Source organism: Geobacillus zalihae (genome assembly GCF_030414215.1).
In the GTDB taxonomy this organism is placed as follows: Bacteria; Bacillota; Bacilli; order Bacillales; family Anoxybacillaceae; genus Geobacillus; species Geobacillus zalihae.
In genome coordinates, this window is record NZ_CP129217.1 from 2,073,253 (window position 1) to 2,095,686 (window position 22,434).

The window sequence follows — 22,434 nt, forward strand, 5'->3', positions numbered from 1 at the left end:
TATAACGTTTTATAAACGTTATATATTTTAACTATCATATTTAATTTTAAAATAGGTCAAATATTTTAAAATGTCAACACTTTTAGATTAGTTAAACCCTAAAAAAATAATTAGAGGCGGCCTCAGCCATTTAGACTATTTTTCTCTTTTTTGTTAATGCCTATTTCCTTCACTTTTATAAAAAATGGGGGCTATGCGCCCCTCATCATTCATCTGAGTGTTATACTCCATACCAATTAAACGACTCTTCACTCAAATTCACCCATACATGTTTTGTTTGTGTATACAGGTGCATCGCCTCCATTCCAAGCTCACGCCCAAATCCGCTTTGTTTGACCCCGCCAAATGGAGCTGCGCTGTCAAGCATACTGAAGGTATTTACATAAACAGTTCCCGCTTTCAACTTGCGCGCCACGCGGTGAGCCCGCGTTAAATTCGACGTCCATAACCCTGATGCCAACCCGTAAATCGTGTCATTCGCCTTCCGCACCGCATCTTCTTCATCCGTGAACCGAATGATCGATACAACCGGCCCAAAAATTTCTTCCCTCGCAATCGTCATATGGTTGTCAACATTCGCAAATACCGTCGGCGTGTAGTAAAAGCCGTTTCCACACTGTTCATTCCTCTTTCCGCCTGTAACGAGTTCAGCTCCTTCCTGTTTTCCTATTTCTACATATCGTTCAATCGTTTTCAACTGTTCTTCTGACACTTGGGGCCCCATTTGTGTATCAGGATCGAGTGGATGGCCGACACGAATCGATTGCGCTTTGCGGGCGAATTCATCGACGAAACGGTCATAAATCGTTTCTTGGACAAACAGACGGGAACCAGCAGCGCACACTTGACCTTGGGCAAAGTAAATGCCAAACAGTGATCCTCGAATCGCTGCATCTATATTTGCGTCATCGAAGACAATATTCGGGGATTTCCCGCCTAATTCCAATGAAATCGGTTTCAAGTGTTTGCTTGCCGCCTGCATAACGAGCCTTCCTGTAGTGGTTGATCCCGTAAAAGCAATTTTATCGACATCAGGGTGCGAAGCCAAAGCTGCTCCTGCTGTATGCCCATATCCGTTGACGACATTAATGACTCCATCCGGAATCCCCGCCTCTTGTAGCAGTCTCGCCAACTCCAGTATGCTGATCGGGGTCTGTTCCGCTGGCTTGATGACAATGGTGTTCCCGGCCGCTAGCGCTGGAGCGAGTTTCCACATCGCCAGCATGATCGGGAAGTTCCACGGCACGATGGCCCCGACCACCCCGACCGGCTCGCGGAGGGTATAGTTGAACCGATCAGCGGGGGAAGCTAATGTGTCTCCCTGGATTTTCGTCGCCATCCCAGCGTAAAATTCAAGTACATCAATCGCAGCGGGAATAGCAATCAGTTTCGTTTCATTAATCGTCAGCCCGTTATCATTGGATTCCACTTCAGCCAAATAGTCGACATTCTCCCATAGCTTTTGGGCCGCCCTGTACAGTAGCCGTGCACGTTCGTTCGGCGCCATGGAGGCCCATGACCCTTCAAACGCTTTGCGAGCTGCTTTCACTGCTAAATCAATATCGGCTGCATCTCCTTCCGCTACGATTCCGTTAATTTCTTTGGTTGCTGGATTGATCGAGGCAAATGTTTTTCCAGAAACAGAGTCGACCCATTCTCCATCGATAAAGAGTTTATATGTTTTCATGTCGATTCCCCTCGCTTCACACTAGTAAGATTATGAAAAGATGCGCGCGCCTTGATTGGCCCTTTTCATGGCCGAGTGGAAGATCAAAAGTTTTCCATGGACCTTTCTGTGTAGTTGATACAAGGGGTTGACGTCTTAAAATTTCGTGATGATATGGAATCCTTTCGTCCGATATTGGTTCATATCAGAAAAAACTCGTGACACATCTTCTAAGGCAATTTCTTCGGTAACTAACGTTTTCGGATTTACTTTCCCGTTAGAAACCATATTTAAAAGCTGACGAAAATCATAATTGGGATTTCCTAAACTACCTAAAAATTCTAATTCCATTAAAGTTATCATATCAGTCGGTAAAGAAACGAATCCTCCTTCCTCCGAAGTGGTCAACCCAATTTGAACATGTCTTCCTCCCTTACGCAAAGATAAAACAGAATTTAGTACAGTTTCTTTAATTCCTAAAGCATCAATGCTGACATGTGCACCGCCTTGAGTGATTTCTTTAATCGCCTCCGGTACATTCTCTCGTTTAGCGTTAATGGTATAAATAGCCCCTTCATGTTTTGCTTTTGCAAGCTTGTCTTCTTCGATATCAACAGCAATCACTTGTGCCCCAATAGCAGAAGCAATCTGAATAACGGACAATCCAACACCGCCTGCCCCTTGCACGGCCACCCATTCTCCAGGGCGGACCTTCCCGCGAATCACCCCATGATATCCCGTCATATATCGACAACCAATCGCAGCAGCACTCAGCCAGTCAACATTATCAGGTAAGCGAATTAAATTAAAATCAGCGTTTCTTATCAATACATAGGTAGCATAAGCCCCATCGAATCCAGTATGCGTGCCATATACCATAAGATTTTCGCAGAGATTAGATGCTCCTCTCAAACAATACTCACAATGACCACATCCTGAATGAAATGGTGCTGTTACTCGATCTCCCACACGAAAATTTTTAACTTCCCTCCCTACTTGCTCGACAGTTCCTGCAAATTCATGTCCTAACGTAATAGGCAATTCTGGTTGGATGCCTACCCACGTCCAATCTCCTTTCCACGCATGCCAATCGCTTCGGCAAACACCACACGCTTGCACTTTAATAACAGCATCTTGTGGACCGGGATGAGGATCAGGGATTTCCTGAATAACCAAAGGTTTATTTAATTCAACGAGACGAGCAGCTTTCATCCACTATACCTCCTTATTCATTTTCATTGCTTTTTGTTTCACAAATTCAACAAAACTTGTTCTCCTTATTTAACATCTATAGCATGTTATCTATCACCTCCATAAATTATAATATATAAAAATATATACGATTTCAATGTATTTATTTTAATTTTTAGTTTTTTTTTATATTTTCTTATTTGTTTAACAAAAAAATAAGGAAGGCAACGCTCATGATAATTCAAGCGTTGCCTTCCTCATCTCATAAATTAAATCTTCATAATCCCCCCCGTGCTCGCCGATGTGACGTGTTTCGAGTAGCGGGCGAGATACCCGGTTTTCACTTTCGGTTCAAAGCCTTTCCAGTTCGCTTTCCGGCGTTCGAGCTCTTCATCGGACAGCTTGACGTTGATCGTCCGTTTCACCGTATCGATCTCGATGATATCGCCGTCTTGGATGAAAGCGATCGGTCCGCCTTCCGCCGCTTCCGGAGAAACGTGGCCGACGGACAAGCCGCGCGAGGCGCCGGAGAAGCGGCCGTCGGTGACAAGCGCTACCTTCGTACCGAGCCCCATGCCGACGATTTGCGACGTTGGCGCAAGCATTTCCGGCATCCCCGGGCCGCCTTTTGGTCCTTCGTAGCGGATGACGACGACATGTCCCGGCTTGATTTTGCCGCTGGCAATGCCTTCAAGCGCCTCTTCCTGCGAATCAAACACGATCGCCGGACCTTCATGGCGCGTGATGCCGCCTTGGACCGCGCCGGTTTTGATGACGGCGCCATCCGGCGCTAAGTTGCCGAACAAAATGGCGAGCCCGCCCGTTTCCGAATACGGGTTGTCAATCGGGCGGATGACATCGTAGTTTTTCACTTCGCAACCGGCGATGTTTTCGCCGAGTGTCTTGCCGGTGACGGTCAGCGTATCTAAATGAAGCGTGCCTTCTTTTTTCGACAGCTCGTTCAACACCGCCGAGACGCCGCCGGCTTCGTGCAAGTCTTCAATGTAATGCACATCCGACGCCGGCGCGAGTTTGGCCAAATGCGGCACGCGCGCGGCGATTTCGTTGATGCGCTCAAGCGAGTAGTCGATGCCGGCCTCGTTCGCGATCGCAAGCGTATGCAACACGGTATTCGTTGAGCCGCCGAGCGCCATATCGAGCGCGAACGCGTTGTCGATCGCTTTTTCCGTTACGATGTCGCGCGGTTTGATGTCATGTTCGATCAAATACATGAGCTGCTTCGCCGATTGGCGGACAAGCTCTTTGCGCGCCGGGTCGACCGCCAAAATTGTGCCGTTGCCTGGCAAAGCGAGCCCGAGCGCTTCAGCGAGACAGTTCATGGAGTTTGCCGTAAACATGCCCGAACACGATCCGCACGTCGGACAGCCGTAGCGTTCGAGTTCTTCGAGCCCTTTCTCATCGAGCGTTCCGCCTAAATACGCCCCGACCCCTTCAAACACGGACGAGAGCGAAATTTTCCGCCCGTCTTTCGTCACACCGGCTTTCATCGGCCCGCCGCTGACAAAAATCGTCGGGATGTTGAGCCGCATCGCCGCCATCATCATCCCCGGCGTAATTTTGTCGCAGTTCGGAATGCATACCATGCCGTCAAACCAGTGCGCAGAAATGACCGTTTCGATCGAATCAGCGATGATTTCCCGGCTCGGAAGCGAATAGCGCATCCCGATATGCCCCATGGCGATGCCGTCATCAACGCCGATCGTGTTCATTTCAAACGGCACGCCGCCTGCCTCGCGAATCGCTTCTTTCACGATTCTCCCAAACTCTTGCAAGTGAACGTGCCCCGGAATAATGTCGATGTACGAGTTGACAACCGCGATGAACGGTTTGTCAAAATCCTCATCTTTCACGCCGGCCGCCCTCAGCAAACTCCGGTGCGGAGCCCGGTCGAATCCTTTTTTGATCATGTCGCTGCGCCGCTTTTTCATGTCCTGGTCCCTCCATCGTGCAGATTGCTAGGTTGCTAGTATTGTACCACTTTTTCTAATAAAAAGACAATTATCTTTATTCTGAATGCGCTTTCATTATCTACTCCGCGAAAACGAGTCAGAAAAATCAGCCGGCCCTCTTGACAACCGGAGCATTTGGCGTCATAATTTCTTACAAACTATAAATCACAAGGCTATCCTTGACAATGAAACAACGATAACGGCACGGGACTAGTAAACCGAGGGAACGCGCCAGAGAGTGGAACCCACAGGCTGGAAGGTTCCTCGCGGGAAGCCGGTTGAACCTGCCCTAGACGGCCGCTTATGCAAACATAAGCCGCACGCCTGCGTTACAGGCTAGAGGAGGGCGCTTTGTGCGCCAAAAAAGGTGGTACCGCGGAACGCTTTTCCGTCCTTTTGCAAAAAAGGAGGAAAAGCGTTTTTTATTGGCCGGCCGCTTCGCAGGACGGCTAGGCGATCCAACTCATGCCATTCAACACGCAAAGGAGGGAGGAACGCGATGAAACGGCAGCGCGTGGTGGTCAAAATCGGCAGCAGCTCTCTCACCGATCCGAAAGGCGGCCTTTGCCATGACAAACTGTTCGATCACGTTGAGGCGATCGCTTATCTCAAACAGCTCGGCCATGACGTCATTCTCATCACGTCCGGCGCTGTCGCCGCTGGGTTCGGACCCTTAGGCTACCCAGCGCGCCCGACGACGATCGCCGGGAAACAGGCGGCCGCTGCCGTCGGGCAAAGCTTACTCATGCAGGCATACAGCTCGGCGTTCGCCCAATTCGGCTTTACGGCCGCTCAGCTGTTGTTGACGCGCAGCGACTTTTACAGCCGCGAGCGGTTCCGCAACTTGTTTGCCACGATCACCACACTGCTTGAGAACGGCGCCGTGCCGATCATTAATGAAAACGACTCCGTTTCCATCGAGGAATTGACATTTGGCGACAATGACATGCTTTCGGCGCTCGTGGCCGGCTTTTTGCACGCTGATGCGCTCATTTTGCTTACCGACATTAACGGGTTGTATGACGCCAATCCGAAAACGAATCCGCAGGCGAAAAAATACGCCTTTTTGCTGGAAATCACCGATGAGATGATCGAAGCCGCCGGCGGCATCGGTTCAGCCGTCGGCACCGGTGGGATGCGCTCGAAGCTTCTCGCCGCTCAAAAAGCGTTGTCCTTCGGCGTCAGCGTCTTTATCGGCACCGGGCGAGGCAAAGAAGCACTCGCCGATATTTTAGCCGGAAAAGGTGATGGGACGTACATCGGCGCCCCATTTCCGAAGCAAATGCAAATGCACAAGCAATGGATCGCGTATCACGCGCCTGTCGCCGGCACGATCACCGTCGACAGCGGCGCGGAGGAAGCGCTCCTTGCGCGCGGCAAAAGCTTGCTTCCCGCCGGCGTCACGGCTGTTTCCGGCGACTTTCATGCGATGGATGTCGTCGATGTTGTCAATGAGAAAGGGATCACGATCGGCCGCGGCCAAGTGTATTATGCCGCCGCCGATTTAGAAAAAGTAAAAGGACTTCCGAGCGAGGAAGCGCGGCAATACTCGTACTTGCACCGCCCGGAAGTCATTCACCGCGACAATTGGGTCACGTTGCGAAAGGAGAGTGTATTCAAATGACCGAACTGCTTGAAAAAGCCGAGCGTCTGAAAGCCGCGTCGCAGACGCTGGCTATGCTGTCAACAGAGGAAAAAAACGCCGCATTGGAACAAATCGCCCAAGCGCTTGACCGCGAACGCGCCTTCATTTTGCAAGAAAACGAAAAAGATATGGCCCAAGGCCGCGAGCAAGGGCTGTCACCGGCTCTGCTCGACCGGCTGCAGCTCACCGACGAACGAATGGATCAAATCATCGGCGGCGTCCGCCAAGTCGCTTCCCTCCCCGACCCGGTCGGGGAAGTTGTCAGCGAGTGGACGCGGCCGAACGGGCTTCGCATCCAAACGGTGCGCGTGCCGCTCGGAGTGGTCGGCATGGTGTATGAAGCGCGGCCGAACGTCACGGTCGACGCCGCCAGCCTTTGCCTGAAAACCGGAAACGCCGTCCTGCTCCGCGGCAGCTCATCAGCGCTTCATTCGAACAAAGCGCTCGTTCGCGTCATGAAAGAGGCGCTCCGCACGACGACCGTTCCGGAAACGGCGATTGAACTGCTCGAAGACACGAGCCGGGAAACGGCACAACAGATGTTCCGCCTCAATGATTATTTGGATGTGCTCATCCCGCGCGGCGGCGCCGGGCTCATCCGCTCGGTCGTCGAAAACGCCACCGTGCCCGTGCTTGAAACCGGCGTCGGCAACTGTCATATGTTCATCGACGAATCAGCCGAGCGGCAAATGGCGATCAACATCGTCCTGAACGCCAAATTGCAGCGTCCGTCCGTCTGCAACGCCATCGAAACGGTGCTCATCCATGAGCGTTGGCCATATGCCGACGACTTGCTTGAGGCGCTGCACGCCCGCGGTGTCGAGCTGCGCGGCGACGACCGCCTCGCGTCATCGCACCCGTTCATCAAACCGGCGACAGAAGACGACTGGCATGCGGAATATTTGGCGCCGATTTTAGCGGTTAAGCTCGTCGCCGATGTCGATGAGGCGATTGCCCATATCCGCCGCTACGGGACGAAGCACTCGGAAGCGATCATCACCGAAAACGAAGCGAACGTCCGCCGCTTTTTCCAAGCGGTCGACGCGGCGGTCTTGTACCATAACGCCTCCACCCGCTTCACGGACGGCGAACAGTTCGGCTACGGAGCGGAAATCGGCATCAGCACGCAAAAGCTGCACGCCCGCGGTCCGATGGGGCTTGTCGCCATCACGACAACGAAATCGCTCGTGTACGGGACGGGGCAAATTCGGGAGTCATAACGATGGCTGCAACGAAGACGGCTTCCTTTTTCACTAAGTTTCTAAAGCATAAAACGATCCGGACCCAACGCATGGCTTCCGGATCGTTTTCTTATTTTCCCGTCTCCACAAAAACCCAATAACGGCTGCCGATAAAGTTCACCGCCATCCCGGCGATCGTCGCCGCCAGTTTCGCCAGCCAGAGCGGCGCGAGCCGTTCCGCGGCCAGCAAAACGGCAAGCGATGCACCGAACGACAGCCCGTTGACGGCAAGAAAGCGCAAAACTTCCTTTATATTGGCTTTCCGTTTGACTTGAAACGTCCAACGCCGATTCCAAATGTAGCTGTTCGCCATCCCGGCGCCGTAGGCAACGGCTTGGGCAACCGCCGCCTTAGCGCCTGCAGCAGTCAACAAAAAAAAGACGGCGAAGTCCACCGCGGTATTGCTCACCCCAACGAGGCCAAACCGCCATACGGCTTGTTTTTCTTTACGGAATATACGAAGGCTTTCGTTCATGTTTCGTTCCGACTCCCCACGTTTCGTTGACAATATAGAGCGGACGCTCTTTCACTTCATCGTAAATCCGGCCGATATATTCGCCAATCGCGCCGAGCATGAGCAGTGTCACCCCGTTGCCAAGCAGCATGACCATCAACAATGACGCCCAGCCAGCGACCGTTGAATGAGCAAACCATTTAAGATAAAGGACAACGAACATCCCCACCACACTGGCCGCCGACATCAAGAACCCAAGCCAACTCGCTAGCTTCAACGGCTTGTATGAAAACGAGGTGATGCCATCAAGCGAAAACCGGATCATCTTTTTGAGCGGGTATTTCGTCTCGCCGGCGAAACGCGGCTCCCGCTCGTATTCAACCGCCGTCTGCCGGAAGCCGACCCAGCTTACCAGCCCCCGAACAAACCGGCTCCGCTCTCTCATATAGCGTAACTGATCGCACACTTTCCGGTCAATAGCAGGAAAACACGAAGCTTGCCCAGCGCGCCGCTATCCGCCCCGCCCACGGCTTGACGATCACGTACATCATCCACGTCGAGGCAACCCCCGCCAACGCTTCCGGAAGAAGCACGCTAAAATCGCTCACTCCGAACACTTTCACGCTCAACGCCTGCAGCCAAAGCGCCGCCGGCGGCTTATCAACGGTAATGAATCCCTCCGGATCAAGCGCGGCGAAGAAAAACGCCTTCCAACTTGCGGCCATGCTTTTCGCCGCCGCCGTATAATACACATTGGAACCGCTGTTTCCAATTTGATAGAAGTGCAAAAAAGCTGACCAAGCCATGATCGCAGCAATCCATCCATCCCATTTCCATTGTATTTTCTTCATCGACTCTCCCTTTCCGTCATGTTCTTCGTCTCCTGCCGTTACGTTACCCCGTGTTGGTGAAAGTTTGGTGAAAAAATCGAGCGAATGGACAAGGTTTTCATTTCGCTGACCGCAGACGTGTGCTATGATAAAAGGCGAAAGGAAGTGAATCGTGTGGAAGGAGCCACCATCGTGCAACAAATTTTAAAGGCGCTCGACTTGCATTCCGGAAAAATCCAACAACAAATGAAGGAAATGGAAGATCGGCTGCGCACCGAAATCCAAGATACAGAAAGCCGACTGCGTGCTGAAATTCAAGACACGGAAAACCGACTGCGCGCGGAGATCCAAGATACAGAAAATCGGCTGTATGCCAAAATTCGCGAAACGGAAGACCGGTTGCACCAAAAACTCTTGGATCTGGAAAAACGCACCGACGCTCGGTTTGAGCGCTTGGAAACGAAAATGAACTATTGGCGCCTTGAATGGTCGGAAACACAGGAAACCGTCGACTTCCTCGCCCGCAAAACCCTCCAACATGAACGAAAACTCCGTTCCCGGGCTGGACAAAACGAAATCTCTTAAAAAACGAAAAAAGCCAAACCGGCCGCCCGCGCTTTCCTGCTTGACGGTTGGTTTGGCTTCTGTCTTCTGTTGTTTGAACAGGCGCCTGCTTTGATGAATGATCGTGATGTCGAGAGGAGGCAAGCGCTTTTCTTTTTATTCCGCTCCCTGCTGTATTGCGATGTTCACGCGTGAAAACGCCTCTTTCATCACCTCATACGACCGCTTCAGCCGCTCATGATAGCGCGGCGCTTCCCACACCGGCCACGTGTACTCATAAAATCGCGCGGCCGGCAGCACATTCCCGTTCATCGCCGGGAAAGAAAACGAACTGCCCTCGCCCGCGACGTACACACCGAGACGGATGCCCGCGACGATCCGCCGGCTCTTCAAGCCATCTTTCGACCACATGTCGCCCATCACCTCGCGCCGGCTCGGATCGGTCACGTTCAAAAGCGCCCATGGCAGGCGGATTTCGTACATATCACCATCGCGGCTGACGCTAATATCCGCGAGTGAATCGTACGCTGCATCGTCGGGATTGGCCGTGCCAAACCGCAACACCCCGGTTTCATATGAGTCGAACGGCACGGCCTTGCCGCGGGTTTCTTCCAATTTTTTGTTCAATGTCAGGCGAATCGGGTGGTAGACGCCGTTATCTTTCCGATTGGCGTACGGCGCCGCCGGCATCATATGCAGCTCTTTTCCGTAATGGAAGTAAAACGTGTCATAGTAGCTGTCGACAAGCAGACGGGCGCTCTGTTTTCCATGAATGACCAAGGCAAAGTCGATTCCCGCTGTCCGGACGCCAGAAAGGCCTGGCAGGCGCGATTGCCCTTGATGTGGAATCGTATCAAACGCCATGTAGACCATCGTCCGGTCAGTGATGCGCCTGCTGTCAAGCCGCACGTACAAATACCCTTCATCGCTTGTGACGTACAGCGCCCGCTTGCCCTCTGTCCAAACCGGCCGGATTCCATTGAACGTCCAATCGTCTTTCCGTCCGTCAACTTTAATCATCGCGGCCGCGCTTGGACCTGGCTCAAACCGAAGCAGCCCAAAATGTTGTTCGTTCGTCTGCGCATTCAGCCAAAACGGCCGACGATCCGGGTTGTCATAATCCATCGTGTTCCACGTCCGCTTGAACCATTCATCTTGCCACGAAAACAACAGCCCTCCCGCCATCCGCTCATGGACGATGTCCTCAAACAGCTTCCGGTCGATCGCTCCTTGTTCTTGTTCCGACAAAAACCCCTGATTTTTCCCGTGCACATTTCGATGCGCCATGCCGCGCGAAGAAGGAACGCCAAATTCAGCGACCAAAATCGGCATCCGGTGCGCCGCCTTCATGTCATGCAAGTAGGCGGCATAGCTGTTGCGCTCGCCGCGTTGGTCAACATAGCTGACGTATTTTTCCTCACGGTTGAAAAAATCCGGATAATACGGATAAATGTGATATGATGCAAACAACCCGGCCTGCAGCTCGTGAGTGGCGTACATGACATTGGGGTTGACGGAAACAAAATCTTCTTTCACAAACGGTTCGGCCGGATGGCGGAGGAGGTCGGTCGTCACCCAATTCGTAAAACTGACCGGCCGCTGCCAGCCGTATGTCTCCGTTTCATACGCCACCGCTTCGTCGATCACGCGGGCCAGCCATGCCTCAAACGGGCTCGCTCCTTTCGTGTACACGTATTTGCCGCGGTAGTCGCCCTGCTTCGGGTGTTTTTCGTTCGTCGCCGCCACAACGTCCGGATCCCACTCGACGCCGAAAATCCAGCCGAGAACATACGGGGAAAGGTCGTATCGGTACACCCCGCCGGCATGCCCAGGCCGTTTTGCAATGCGGGCCTTGCCATGAACGAGGTCAATCGTGCGGCGAATGTCGGTGCGAAACGCTTCGTTCACTTCGGGCGCCCACACATCCTTCGTCCGCAGCATCGCCCCTTCATCGATCCAGACGCCATGGAACAAATAAAGCGGCTGCTTCGCTATTTGGTTGTACTCGTAAAGCGCTTCGTAAAACGCCGGCGGGTGGATCGTATAGACGCGGATGGCGTTTGCGCCCATCGCCCCGATGTATTGCAGCCAGCGGAAATATTCTTCCTTCGTAATCTTCGCCTCTCCCGGAAACGCGCCGGGCTTGCTGATGCCGAGGTTGACGCCTTTAATAAGCAGCGGCTCCCACCGTCCATTGCGATATACTTGAAGATAGTCGCGCCCGACCGTTCCCGCCAAGCGGACGCCGCTTTGTTCCGCTGTTTGAACGGCGTCCTGCAGCTTGCCATCTTCCTTATATACCTTGGCTAAATCCTCTCAACGGTTCGGCTCGTACACATCCCACGTCCATTTAATCGACTGAACAATTTGGTCCGCCGCCTGTTCAGCCTCGAGCTCATTGATAATGACGCGGGAATGATGGAGCGCATAGGCTGATTGGCGCTGGAAAAAGAGCTGCTCCACTTCTTCCAACGTTTTGTTTTTCAACACCGGCCGGCTGTCGACAATAAGCGGCAGCCGCTCTTCCTTCCAATGCTCCCACGACAAGTCAAGGAAAAAGACGATGCCGTGGGCCAAACAGGCGCGCCGCACGTCTTCCTGCAAATACGCGCCGCCGCCGAGCGAAAGAATTTTCAACCTTGTATTCGTGCACAAATCAACGATCAGCTCGCGCTCAACCTGCCGAAAATACGCTTCCCCTTTTTGCGCGAACATCTCCGGAATCGTCATCCCGTGCCGCCGCTCGATTTCCGCGTCGACATCGATGAAGTCGCGGTACAGCTTCTTCGCGACAAGCTGCCCGATCGTTGTTTTCCCCGCCCCCATAAAGCCGATCAAAATAATGTTCCGCTCGCGAAGCGGGATGACCGTCTGCCTCTCCACGCTGCTTCACCTCTTTTCCTCTCTCTTCCCAGAAGACTGGCGAATGACAAGCTCCGGCTGCAAAATCGTCCGTTTCGGTGCACTCGCATCCCCTCTCATGCGTTCATGCAGCTGCTTGGCCGCATAGGCGCCGATCTTCTCAGGAAATGCGGCGACAGTTGTGAGCGGCGGCTGAAACAGCGCCGATTCTTGAATGTTGTCAAACCCGACGACCGCGATGTCGCGCCCTGGAACGATCCCTTCCTCTTTTAAGCCAAGCATCGCCCCAAACGCGACGACATCGTTGTAACAAAAGAGCGCTGTCGGCGGGTTCGGGTGCTGCAACAGGCGTTTGACCGCCATCCGCCCGCCTTGCCTTGTCGTCGCCGATGGCACAAGCAGCGTGTCATCCATCTCGATGCCCGCCGCACGCAACGCTTCACTGTACCCCGACCGGCGCGCTTTCCATACGGACGATTGCGGAGACCCACCGATAAAGGCGATGCGCCGATGGCCGCCTTCGAGCAAATGCTCGACCGCCATCCGCCCGCCGGCCATATTATCGATCCCAATATAATCAAACTGTCCGGCCGGAAGTTCATCACGGGCAAACAATACAACAGGAATATCCCACTGCCGCAGCTGCTCGAGCATCTCTGCCGAACATCCGGGAACCGGGCTCATGATCACACCGCCCACCCGATGCTCCAGCATCGTCGACAATAAGGCGTCTTGTTTTTCCGGCCGGTCAAACGTCGTGCCTAAAATGACCGTATATCCTTCCTGATCGAGCGCCTCATGGACGCCAACGAGCAATTCGGAAAAAAACGGGTTGTCAAGTTCGGTGATAATAAGACCAACTGTCGACGAACGCTGCGAACGCAAATTGGCCGCCACGCGGTCATAGACGTAGCCAAGCTCTTTCATCGCTTGGAGCACTTTTTTTCGCGTTTCTTTCGAAATATTCGGACTCCCACGGACGACAAGAGAGGCGGTCGCCCGCGACACGCCGGCGTGTTTGGCGACTTGTTCGAGCGTCACGCGGGAACGCTTTTTATCTGACACCGTTCGAATCACCTGCTTTACCGTCGCTTTCACCTATCAAAAGTATAAAGGCTGGCGGCAAGCAGTGTCAATGCAAGGCGTGGGCTGCCGGGAAAACAAACTTCGAAACAAAAAAACCCGGCAGCCTCGCACAAGGCAAGGAGCCGGGAAGGCGGCAAGCCGCCGTTCGTTCATTCATATGATCTCGTTTTCTCGCAGCCGCTCAATGTCTTCCTTGGACATGCCAAGCATCGTTTGCAAAATCTCTTCGGTATGCTCGCCTAAATCCGGAGCAGTGCGGCGGATGGCGCCTGGCGTTTTTTCGAATTTCGGCACAATGCCGGGCATTTTAATTTTGCCAAGGCGCGGATGGGCGACTTCGATGATGTTTTCCCTTGCTTGGTAATGCGGATGCTCAAAAATATCTTTAATGCTCAAAATCGGGCTGACCGGCACGCCATGCTCATCCAAAATGTGAAGCAATTCATCGCGCGTCTTCGTGCGGATCCAGTCGGCGACGATGCCGTTTGTCTCTTCATGATGGGCGAGCCGCCGTTCGTTTGTGCAAAATTTCTCATCCGTCAACAGATCTTCCCGCCCCATCGCCTTCGCCAGCCGCTCGAATGTGGAATCGGTGCTGGTGACAAGCACGACCCAATGCCCGTCTTTCGTCATAAACGTGCCCGCCGGGCTCGAATGGCCGGACAATCCCGGCGACCGCTCGCGCACTTTGCCCAATTGGTCATATTCCGCCACCAAAAACTCCATCATGCGGAACACCGATTCGTAAAGGCCGATATCGACCATCTGCCCTTCGCCGTTCGGATGGACATCGCGGTGGTAAATGGCCGTCACCGCCGCAAACGCCACATAAATGCCGGTAATGTAGTCCGTCAAGGAGAACGACGGGCTGACCGGCGGACGGTCCGGATACCCTTGCAAATACGTAAACCCGCTGAACGCCGTCGCCGGCGTGCCGAATCCGGCTTTCTCGCGAAACGGACCTGTTTGCCCGTAGCCCGAGACGCGAATCATCACCAGCTTCGGATTGATCCGCTTCAGTTCTTCATATCCGCCGCCCCATTTTTCAAGCGTGCCGGGACGGAAGTTTTCAATGACAATATCGACGTGGCGGACGAGCTGTTTGAAAATGTTCATTCCTTCTTCTTTGCGCAAATCCAACGTGAGCGACCGTTTATTGCGCGCCAGTCCGGGCCAGCGGAGCGGCTCCCCATCCTTGAACGGCCCGACATGGCGGAGCGTATCCCCTTTTCCTGGCAATTCCACCTTGATGACATCGGCGCCAAAATCACCGAGCAAAACCGCTCCAAACGGCGCCGCGATCATCGTTGACACATCGAGCACTTTGACGCCTTCCAACGGCAAACGCCCCATGATGCTCTCCTCCCCCTAAAGGTCCAATTATTGGCTGTATTTCATGATGACCGACAAAGCGGTCCGGACGTCTTCAATCGGAATTTGCCCGGGCGCCGAGCTTTGCCGCCCGACTGCGAAGGTGACAGCAGAGCCGAACAATCCGCCCGCCAGGCGGGTGATGGCGCCCAATGCCCCCATCGACATCGTGATGAGCGGAATTTCCACCTCTTGCCGCGCCTCTTCCGTCGCCTGCAGCAGCACGAGCACATCCCCCCGCGATTTTGGCATCACAGCCGCTTTCGCGATATCAGCGCCGCATTGCTCAGCTTGGCGCATTTTCGCAACAAGCTCTTCCTTCGAGGGCGTATCAGTAAAATTATGATAGGACAGCACAAGGCGCACCCCATAGCGGCGCGTCAGCTCCCGGACTGCGGGGACATGCGGCTCATGGACAAGCTCGTAATCAAGCAAATCGATCGCGCCGCTTTGGCATACAGTTTCAAACAACCGAAGCTTTTCCTCTTCTGTCAAGGAAATCGGTCGGCCGCCCTCCAGTTCGGAACGAACCGTAAACAAAATCGGGATGTCTCCGGCAATCGCCCGCATCTTTCTCGCCGTTGCCGCCACTTGCTGTTCGTCCTGAATCGCCTCGAAAAAGTCCGCCCTCCATTCAATGAGATGCGGCTTTTTCGCGCTGATTTGCCTTGTTTCCTCTAACACTTGCTCCGCGTCCGCTCCGACGACCGGGGCGCAAATGCACGGTTCGTCTCCCCCGATCAAGACATTGCGCACACGGACGGCGCGTTTTGAAATCGCCATATGCTCTCCCCCTTATGGTCGATAACCTAGTTTTTCTGAAATCGCTTGTGCTCCTTCTTTCACGGTCGTTTCGAACTTCCCAAGCACATCCGGCGCAAACCGATGCGTCGGCCCGGAGATGGACAAGCAGGCGCGAACTTCCCCACGAATATTGAAAATCGGCGCGGCAACGGCTGCAGAGCCGACTTCCCGCTCATCGACGCTGGATGCAACGCCGCGCTCCCGAATCACCTCAAGCTCCGCCGCTAGACGAGCCAAGCGTTCCTTTGTCGGCACTTGCGCGAAAATCCGCTCTTGAAAAGCAGGCGATTGATAAGCCAACAATACTTTTCCTCCCGCTCCCGCCCAAAGCGGCAGCCGTTCGCCGATTCTCACCATATGACGCAGCGCCTGAAGCCCCTCGCACTGTTCGACGCAAACGCGGGCATCTTGTTCGAGCACATACAAATTCACCGTCTCCCGCGTCTCATCGCGCAGCCGCTCCATCACAGGCCGCGCGATTTCCCGCACTTCCATCGATTTGCCGGCAATATATCCTAAATAGTACAATCCTTGTCCAAGACGGTACTTTAACGTCTCCGGATCTTTGACGACCAAGCGGTTTTGCTCCAGCGTAGCGAGCAAGCGCGTTGTCGTCGATTTAGGAAGCGAAATCTTTTTCGCAATTTCCGTGAGTGATAGCTCTTGTTCCTCAAGGGTAAAACAATACAAGATGTCAATGGCCCGCTGCACCGTACGCAATCCGGCCTCATGCTTTTTTTCTTCCTTCAACTGTTTGTCTCCCCCCTTCCTTACGTTCCATTCAACGGAATTTAATTTCTTTCAGTGGAACCTTACTCCCATTTTAGCATCTTCGGTCACCGCCGTTCAAGCTTTTTTTCGCGTTTCCTTCCTTTTCGGTTTCAACAAGGGAAAGGACGGCGAAGCCTCTTTTATATTCACACATGCTGCTATGGCCCGTCTTCCTGTCCGTCCATTGGTTGAACGGATTGCATAAACAGTTCAAATTTTTCAACAAGTTATGGACAAACGAGAGCGAACTTTGTTATAATCCATTCAAGAATTCCATTTATAGAAAATGAGTTACACATAATGGAACAAAGAAAGGGGATGATCAGCGAACATTGGGGAATCGATCATTTCATGGGATGATGAAACATCGAAACGCGATGTCCATTGAAAGGGAACTCGCTATTTTTTCTCTCTAACACTGTATGCGTTTTCCCGCATCAACACAAGGATGGTGAACAAAGATGAAGCACAAACGACGTTGGGCGATTGCGTTTTTGATCGCGTTAGGCGTCATTATCAACTATTTCGACCGCATCAACATGTCCGTCGGCATTCAGCCGCTGGCGAAAGAGTTCGGCCTCACGCCCGGACAGCTCGGCATTTTGCTGTCTGCGTTTGCTTGGTCTTATGCCATTTTGCAAATCCCGGCCGGCGTGATTCTCGATAAAATCGGCGTCAAATGGGTGACGCGCATCGGGACGATCATTTGGACAATCGCGTGTTTCTTGACCGCTATCGCCAGCGGCCAAGGCCTTGTCATGTTATCACGCGTCTTGTTGGGCATCGGGGAGGCGCCGTATTTCCCGTCAGCCGCCAAAGCAGTCGGGCAATGGTTCCCGCGCCATGAGCGGGCGACCGCGATTGCTCTTTACGACGCCCAGTCGAAGCTGTCAAACGCCATCGGCACCCCGATCATCGCCTGGATCATCACCGAGTGGGGATGGCGGGCTGGGTTCTATACGACGGCAGTGCTCAGCTTCATTTACGCCATCCTGTTCTGGGCGACATACCGCGACCCACATGAAGACAAACGGTTGTCGAAAGAAGAGTACAACTACATCGTCCAAGGCGGAGCGCAAAAATCAGACGAAACTTCAGGAAACGTTTGGGAGACAATTCGATATTTGCTGACGAAGAAAAAAGTATGGGCGACATTGATCGGGTTTGCTGCGTATGGCTACTCGTGGTTTTTGTTTCTTACGTGGCTTCCCGGCTATTTGGCGACGGAAATGCACATGTCGGTGCTGAAATCAGGCTGGTACGCCTCGATTCCGTGGATCGTCGGCACGATTTCGGAGATCGCGATCGGCGGATGGCTCGTCGATCGGCTTATCAACAAAGGAGGCCATTCAACGCGCGTACGAAAAACGTTTTTGGTCATCGGCATGCTGCTTGGGCTGTCCGTCATCGGCGCCGCTTTCACGACAAACCCAAACATCGCGATCCTTTGCATTTCGATTGCGCTCGGCGGCCTAGTCATCACGTCCTCGATTGCCTACAGCATTCCGACATTTATTGCACCGCCAGGCACGGTCGGGACGTTGACCGGCCTGTTGACGTTCGGCAACAACTCGATGGCGATTGTCGCCCCGATCGTGACGGGATTCATCGTTCAAGCGACCGGCTCGTTCATGTACGCGTTTCTCGTCGCGGCGCTCATTTTGCTCGCCGGCATTTTCAGCTATTTGTTCCTGCTGACCGATTTAGAGCCGATCGAACCGATGGCTCGGCCGGACACAACGCAAAACGCAAGCATCGGACATATAAAAGTGCGATAGCGAAAGAGAAGCGCCTTCGTCCAACGCGGCGAAGGCGCCTTTCTATGCTGCGGATGTGCGGTGAATCAAGCCTTCACTCCTCCTCAACGCAACACCATCCGTTTAATGACCCGCAAACCACCCAAGCGGCACGGTCACAAGAGACGGGAAGAAAATCAACAACAGCAACAGAAGCGTCTCGACCAGCAAAAACGGCCAAACTCCTTTCATAATGTCTTCCATGTTGATTTTCGCCACCCCGCAGGCGACGTTCAGCACTGTGCCGACCGGCGGCGTGAGCAGCCCGATGCAGTTGTTTAAAATAAACAATACCCCGAAGTACACCGGGTCAATGCCTGCTTTTTCAATAATCGGCATGAGCACCGGCGTCAAAATGAGCACCGTCGGCGTCAAATCCATTGCCGTCCCGACCAACAGCACCAAGGCGTTAATGGCCAAAAGCAGCGCCAACGGATGATCGATAAACGGCGCGAGCACATCTGTCACGATCGCCGGAATGTTGGCGACTGTAATGAGCCAGGCCGACACCATGGCGGCGGCCACCAAAAACATGACGACGCTTGTCGTTTTCGCCGCGGCCACGAGCACGTGAAACAAGTCTTTCACCTTCAGCTCACGGTAAATGCACAAGCCGACAATCAACGCGTAAAACGCGGCCACCACCGCTGCCTCGGTCGGCGTAAACACTCCTCCGCGCAGCCCGCCGACGATGATCACCGGCAGCAGCAGCGCCCAAAACGCCTCGCGGGTCGCCCGCCAAATTTCTTTTGCCGATTGGCGCGGGAGCACCTCGACTTGATCCCGGCGCGTCACCCACCACCAGCAGATGGCCAGTGAAATGCCAAGCAAAATCCCGGGAACAATGCCGGCCATAAACAGCTTCGTGATCGACACGCCGCTTGTGACCCCGAAAATGATCATCGGAATGCTCGGCGGGATGATCGGCGCGATGATGCCGCCGGCGGCGATGAGGCCGGCCGACCGGTTGCGGTTGTACCCGGCTTTGACCATCATCGGGATGAGAATCGCCCCAAGCGCCGCTGTATCGGCCACCGCCGACCCCGACAACCCGGCGAACAACACGCTCGCGATGATCGCCACATACCCGAGCCCGCCGCGGATATGGCCGACAAGCGCCATGGCAAAGCGGATGATCCGCCGCGAAATGCCGCCGGCGTTCATGAGCTCCCCGGCCAGCATAAAGAACGGAATCGCCATCAGCGGAAAGCTGTCTGCGCCGCTGATCAAGTTTTGCGCGATGATTTGCGTATCAAAAATGTCCAAATAAAACATCAAGGCGACGCCGCTGACCAAGAGCGCAAACGCGATCGGCATCCCGAGCGCCATGACCCCTAACAGCGACCCGATAAAGACGACTAACGCCATCTACCGCTCACCTCCAGCCGCGTCTTGCGTTCGCCCGTGCGCCCATTCTGCCGCTTCGTGCTCGACGGGAGCGGCCGCCATGATTTCTTCTTCCGATTCTTTCATTCTCGTCAGCTCCTCAATCGCCCCGGGGCGAAACAGCGCCTGATACAAATGGTACAAAATAATGAGGCCCATGCCGATGCTCACGACAAGCCCGGTCCCATAAATGAACGCCATCGGCAGACCGGTGGCCGGGGCTTTGCTTTCCAATCCGCTCATCGTCATCTTCCAGCTTCCATCCAACAGCAAATAGAGAACGTACAGCACGATCGCATTGCTGATGACAAACACGACGCGCTTGGCGCCGGTCGGCAGCTTCCGCACCAATGTATCGACGCCTAGATGGTCATGGTCTTTCAAAGCACCGACCGCGCCTAAAAACGACATCCAAATGAACAGAAAGCGCGACATTTCTTCCGACCACGTGATGCCGGAGTTAAATGCGTAGCGGAGCACGACGTTGCCGAATACAAGAATGGACATAAACGCGAGGCAGAACGCCATTAAGGCGTTCAGCGCCTTCTCCAGTACGGCTCCGATCCTTTTCATCGCTGTCCCCTCCAAGTCTGCAAGAATGGAAGAACTCTTAAGGGGTGGACTCCCCTTAAGAGCCGGCTTTGCCATTCGGTTATTTTCCTGCGTTAACCAATTCGTTCACGAGATCTTGGCCGAATTTCGGCGCGTATTTTTGATAGATGGGCTGCACTTTTTCGACAAATTTTTGCCTCTCCTCCGGAGAGAGTTCGGTAATGACCATGCCTTGCTGTTTCAAATAGTCGAACATTTTCTCATCTTCTTCTTGGTTGAGCTTGCGCTGATAGTCTCTCGCTTCTTCCGCGGCTTTTTTGATGATGTCTTTTTCCTTGTCCGTCAACGTGTCCCAAAACTTTTTGCTGATGAGCAACGGACTTGCGTTGTAGACGTGGCCGGTTTTCGTCAAATATTTTTGCACTTCGTAAAACTTATTGATCGCCACATTCCCGACCGGGTTTTCTTGGCCGTCGACCACGTGCTGCTCCAAAGCGGTAAACAGCTCCGTAAATGCCATCGGCACCGGTGTGGCGCCCAACTCTTTCCACAAATCAATATGAAGGTCATTTTCCAACGTCCGAATTTTCAACCCTTTAATGTCGTCCACGCTTGTGACTTCCCGCTTATTGTTCGTCAAATGGCGGAAGCCGTTTTCCCAATAGTTCAAGCCGATCACGCCGACAGACGGCAAATCGTTGAGCAAATCTTGGCCGATTTTCCCATCCAGCACTTTGTAAGCGGTTTCTCGATCTTTGAATAAAAACGGCAAGTCTAGCACCCCGATGCGCGGAGCGAATGAAGCGATCGGACCGGTCGACATCGTCGATCCTTGAATCGTGCCCATCTTCAGCGCTTCAAACACGGCTACGTCTCCCCCGAGCTGTCCATCCGGATACACTTCCACTTTGATCGAGCCGTTTGTTTCTTTTTCCACGATGTCCGCAAATTTGTACAATCCTTTCGTCAGTGAACGATCCTTCGATGTCGCAACGGCCATTTTCATCACTTTCGGTTCGGCTTTCTTCGCCGCGCCGCCCCCTTGCGGCTCGGATTTCGATGAGCACCCCGCAAGCACCAACAGGCAGGCAAACAACAACACCAACATCTTTTTCATTACGTTTTCCCCCTTCTTTCCTCTATAGTGCAATGGTTGATGCAGCCGAACGGATCAACCGGCTGGCATCGTGTTGTATGTTGAACCCGCATTCCCGTTTGGCCGCAGGCCATTCTGTTCTCTCTCGACCGCGTCCGGTCATGCGGGAAACAACCAAATGAGCAAACCATTTATTTCTAATAATAGAATTAATATATATAATTTTCTGTCAATTAGTAATGTTCATAAGGCAGCCTCCCGTATCGGAAGCGCTGCCATATTTCTCTGTTGACTAGTCACGCCGATAGATCGCTTTGCGTTGCAATATGGCGGGCAAAATAGTCTTTTGCCGACTGCAGGCAGCGGCGTGCATGTTCTTCGTAGCCGAGCTCCTTGACACGTTTGATGTTTGGTAACTCGATCGAGCAAGGAACTTCTGGAATGCGACGGACAATGCCGGCAATGTCGATCCCACCTTCGCCGATGTACAGCCGCCCTTCGCGGAGAATTCTCGTCATCTCTTCTTTTGACGCCGGAATCTCGCCCGGCGCGTCGCAAAGATGGAGAAAATGGAACCACTCCCGCGGCACGGCTTCCAACGCTTCTGGCGAATCGCCGGCGCGATGAAAATGGTGCAAATCAATCATAACGCCAGCATTGTCTTTCTTTACCGTCTTTAACACATCGACGACTCCTGCCAAATTCGTCACCGCCGCAATCGGCACATACTCCAAATCGACCGTCAATCCATATGGCTTCGCCAGTTCGCACAGCTCGGCAAACTGTTCAATGTAAGCGCTTCGGTCGGCCGTCCAAATGCTGCTTAAGACGTGGCGGCCGCCCAGTTCAGCCGCCACTTCCAAAGCGGGTTCATACCGTTTTGGATCCGTATCAGCGTCAATGCGGGCCAGTTCGATATCCAGCAGCTTGACGCCGGTGTCCCGCAACGCCGCTTTCGTCTCACGCAACAGCTGTGGATTTTCCGCCAACGCATAGTTCGGTTCTCCCGGAAGCCCCATGTAGATGATCCGGAAACTGACGTAATCATACCCTGCCCGGGCGGCAATGTGCGCCATCTCCGGCGGCGGACAGCCGAGCACGGTCAAATGGGCCAAGGAAAACGTTCTAGCCATATCTTCCCCCTCCCCC

At 53.5% G+C, this 22,434-nt stretch carries 17 protein-coding genes and 3 pseudogenes; 4 read left to right on the forward strand and 16 right to left on the reverse strand.

Annotated elements, in window-relative coordinates; translation table 11 throughout:
• Positions 1 to 220: 220 nt before the first annotated feature.
• The 3 genes from QWV57_RS10395 to ilvD all read right to left on the reverse strand — a co-directional run bounded on the left by QWV57_RS10395 (position 221) and on the right by ilvD (position 4,806).
• On the reverse strand, positions 221 to 1,687 hold the full coding sequence (locus tag QWV57_RS10395) for an aldehyde dehydrogenase family protein (protein ID WP_301099835.1): 1,467 nt from the start codon (positions 1,685 to 1,687) through the stop codon (positions 221 to 223).
• 135 nt (positions 1,688 to 1,822) lie between these two features.
• On the reverse strand, positions 1,823 to 2,878 hold the full coding sequence (locus QWV57_RS10400; protein ID WP_301099837.1) for a zinc-dependent alcohol dehydrogenase family protein: 1,056 nt from the start codon (positions 2,876 to 2,878) through the stop codon (positions 1,823 to 1,825).
• 248 nt (positions 2,879 to 3,126) lie between these two features.
• Entirely contained in the window at positions 3,127 to 4,806 is a 1,680-nt protein-coding gene (gene ilvD / locus QWV57_RS10405) for a dihydroxy-acid dehydratase (RefSeq protein ID WP_301099839.1), read from the reverse strand.
• 520 nt (positions 4,807 to 5,326) lie between these two features.
• Between ilvD and proB the strand changes: the two genes are divergently transcribed.
• Both proB and QWV57_RS10415 read left to right on the forward strand, forming a co-directional pair.
• The gene (gene proB / locus QWV57_RS10410; protein ID WP_301099841.1) at positions 5,327 to 6,451 is read left to right on the forward strand and encodes a glutamate 5-kinase; all 1,125 of its coding nucleotides are present in this window, start codon (positions 5,327 to 5,329) and stop codon (positions 6,449 to 6,451) included.
• The gene (locus QWV57_RS10415) at positions 6,448 to 7,692 is read left to right on the forward strand and encodes a glutamate-5-semialdehyde dehydrogenase (RefSeq protein ID WP_015375111.1); all 1,245 of its coding nucleotides are present in this window, start codon (positions 6,448 to 6,450) and stop codon (positions 7,690 to 7,692) included. Before proB ends, QWV57_RS10415 begins: the two co-directional genes overlap by 4 nt.
• A gap of 91 nt (positions 7,693 to 7,783) precedes the next feature.
• On the opposite strand, the gene QWV57_RS10420 is transcribed toward QWV57_RS10415, so the two are convergent.
• The 3 genes and pseudogenes from QWV57_RS10420 to QWV57_RS10430 form a co-directional block, all read right to left on the reverse strand.
• A complete protein-coding gene (locus QWV57_RS10420) occupies positions 7,784 to 8,188 on the reverse strand; it encodes a GtrA family protein (protein WP_015375112.1) in 405 nt (134 codons plus the stop codon).
• Positions 8,160 to 8,654: pseudogene (locus tag QWV57_RS10425) on the reverse strand (glycosyltransferase); the annotation flags it as partial. The gene QWV57_RS10420 and the pseudogene QWV57_RS10425, both read right to left, overlap by 29 nt.
• Positions 8,647 to 9,018 (reverse strand): annotated as a pseudogene (locus tag QWV57_RS10430) (ArnT family glycosyltransferase); the annotation flags it as partial. The pseudogenes QWV57_RS10430 and QWV57_RS10425, both read right to left, overlap by 8 nt.
• A 153-nt stretch (positions 9,019 to 9,171) precedes the next feature.
• Between QWV57_RS10430 and QWV57_RS10435 the strand changes: the two are divergent.
• Positions 9,172 to 9,582, forward strand: a complete 411-nt coding sequence (locus QWV57_RS10435; RefSeq protein WP_060788390.1) for a hypothetical protein — start codon at positions 9,172 to 9,174, stop codon at positions 9,580 to 9,582.
• Between the two features lie 135 nt (positions 9,583 to 9,717).
• Here QWV57_RS10435 and QWV57_RS10440 read toward each other — a convergent pair.
• The 6 genes and pseudogenes from QWV57_RS10440 to QWV57_RS10465 all read right to left on the reverse strand — a co-directional run.
• Positions 9,718 to 11,832 (reverse strand): annotated as a pseudogene (locus QWV57_RS10440) (hypothetical protein); the annotation flags it as partial.
• Positions 11,833 to 11,877: 45 nt separating this feature from the next.
• Positions 11,878 to 12,444 carry a shikimate kinase gene (locus QWV57_RS10445; protein ID WP_015375117.1) on the reverse strand — a complete coding sequence of 189 codons (567 nt, stop codon included), beginning with the start codon at positions 12,442 to 12,444 and terminating at the stop codon, positions 11,878 to 11,880.
• A gap of 6 nt (positions 12,445 to 12,450) precedes the next feature.
• On the reverse strand, positions 12,451 to 13,488 hold the full coding sequence (locus QWV57_RS10450) for a LacI family DNA-binding transcriptional regulator (protein WP_015375118.1): 1,038 nt from the start codon (positions 13,486 to 13,488) through the stop codon (positions 12,451 to 12,453).
• 174 nt (positions 13,489 to 13,662) lie between these two features.
• Positions 13,663 to 14,862, reverse strand: coding sequence for a CaiB/BaiF CoA transferase family protein (locus QWV57_RS10455; protein WP_301099852.1), 1,200 nt, complete (start codon positions 14,860 to 14,862; stop codon positions 13,663 to 13,665).
• Positions 14,863 to 14,889: 27 nt separating this feature from the next.
• Positions 14,890 to 15,663: a type I 3-dehydroquinate dehydratase gene (aroD, locus tag QWV57_RS10460; protein WP_020755987.1), complete on the reverse strand. Its 774-nt coding sequence runs from the start codon at positions 15,661 to 15,663 to the stop codon at positions 14,890 to 14,892.
• A 12-nt stretch (positions 15,664 to 15,675) separates the two neighbouring features.
• The gene (locus tag QWV57_RS10465; protein WP_060788389.1) at positions 15,676 to 16,434 is read right to left on the reverse strand and encodes an IclR family transcriptional regulator; all 759 of its coding nucleotides are present in this window, start codon (positions 16,432 to 16,434) and stop codon (positions 15,676 to 15,678) included.
• A 482-nt stretch (positions 16,435 to 16,916) separates the two neighbouring features.
• Between QWV57_RS10465 and QWV57_RS10470 the strand changes: the two genes are divergently transcribed.
• Positions 16,917 to 18,233, forward strand: coding sequence for an MFS transporter (locus tag QWV57_RS10470; RefSeq protein ID WP_020756270.1), 1,317 nt, complete (start codon positions 16,917 to 16,919; stop codon positions 18,231 to 18,233).
• 102 nt (positions 18,234 to 18,335) lie between these two features.
• On the opposite strand, the gene QWV57_RS10475 is transcribed toward QWV57_RS10470, so the two are convergent.
• The 4 genes from QWV57_RS10475 to QWV57_RS10490 form a co-directional block, all read right to left on the reverse strand.
• Positions 18,336 to 19,619, reverse strand: coding sequence for a TRAP transporter large permease subunit (locus QWV57_RS10475; protein ID WP_081132634.1), 1,284 nt, complete (start codon positions 19,617 to 19,619; stop codon positions 18,336 to 18,338).
• Positions 19,620 to 20,210: a TRAP transporter small permease gene (locus QWV57_RS10480; protein WP_081132633.1), complete on the reverse strand. Its 591-nt coding sequence runs from the start codon at positions 20,208 to 20,210 to the stop codon at positions 19,620 to 19,622.
• Positions 20,211 to 20,289: 79 nt separating this feature from the next.
• Positions 20,290 to 21,306, reverse strand: coding sequence for a TRAP transporter substrate-binding protein (locus tag QWV57_RS10485; protein ID WP_129447017.1), 1,017 nt, complete (start codon positions 21,304 to 21,306; stop codon positions 20,290 to 20,292).
• 275 nt (positions 21,307 to 21,581) lie between these two features.
• Positions 21,582 to 22,418, reverse strand: a complete 837-nt coding sequence (locus QWV57_RS10490; RefSeq protein ID WP_020756275.1) for a sugar phosphate isomerase/epimerase family protein — start codon at positions 22,416 to 22,418, stop codon at positions 21,582 to 21,584.
• Positions 22,419 to 22,434: the final 16 nt, after the last annotated feature.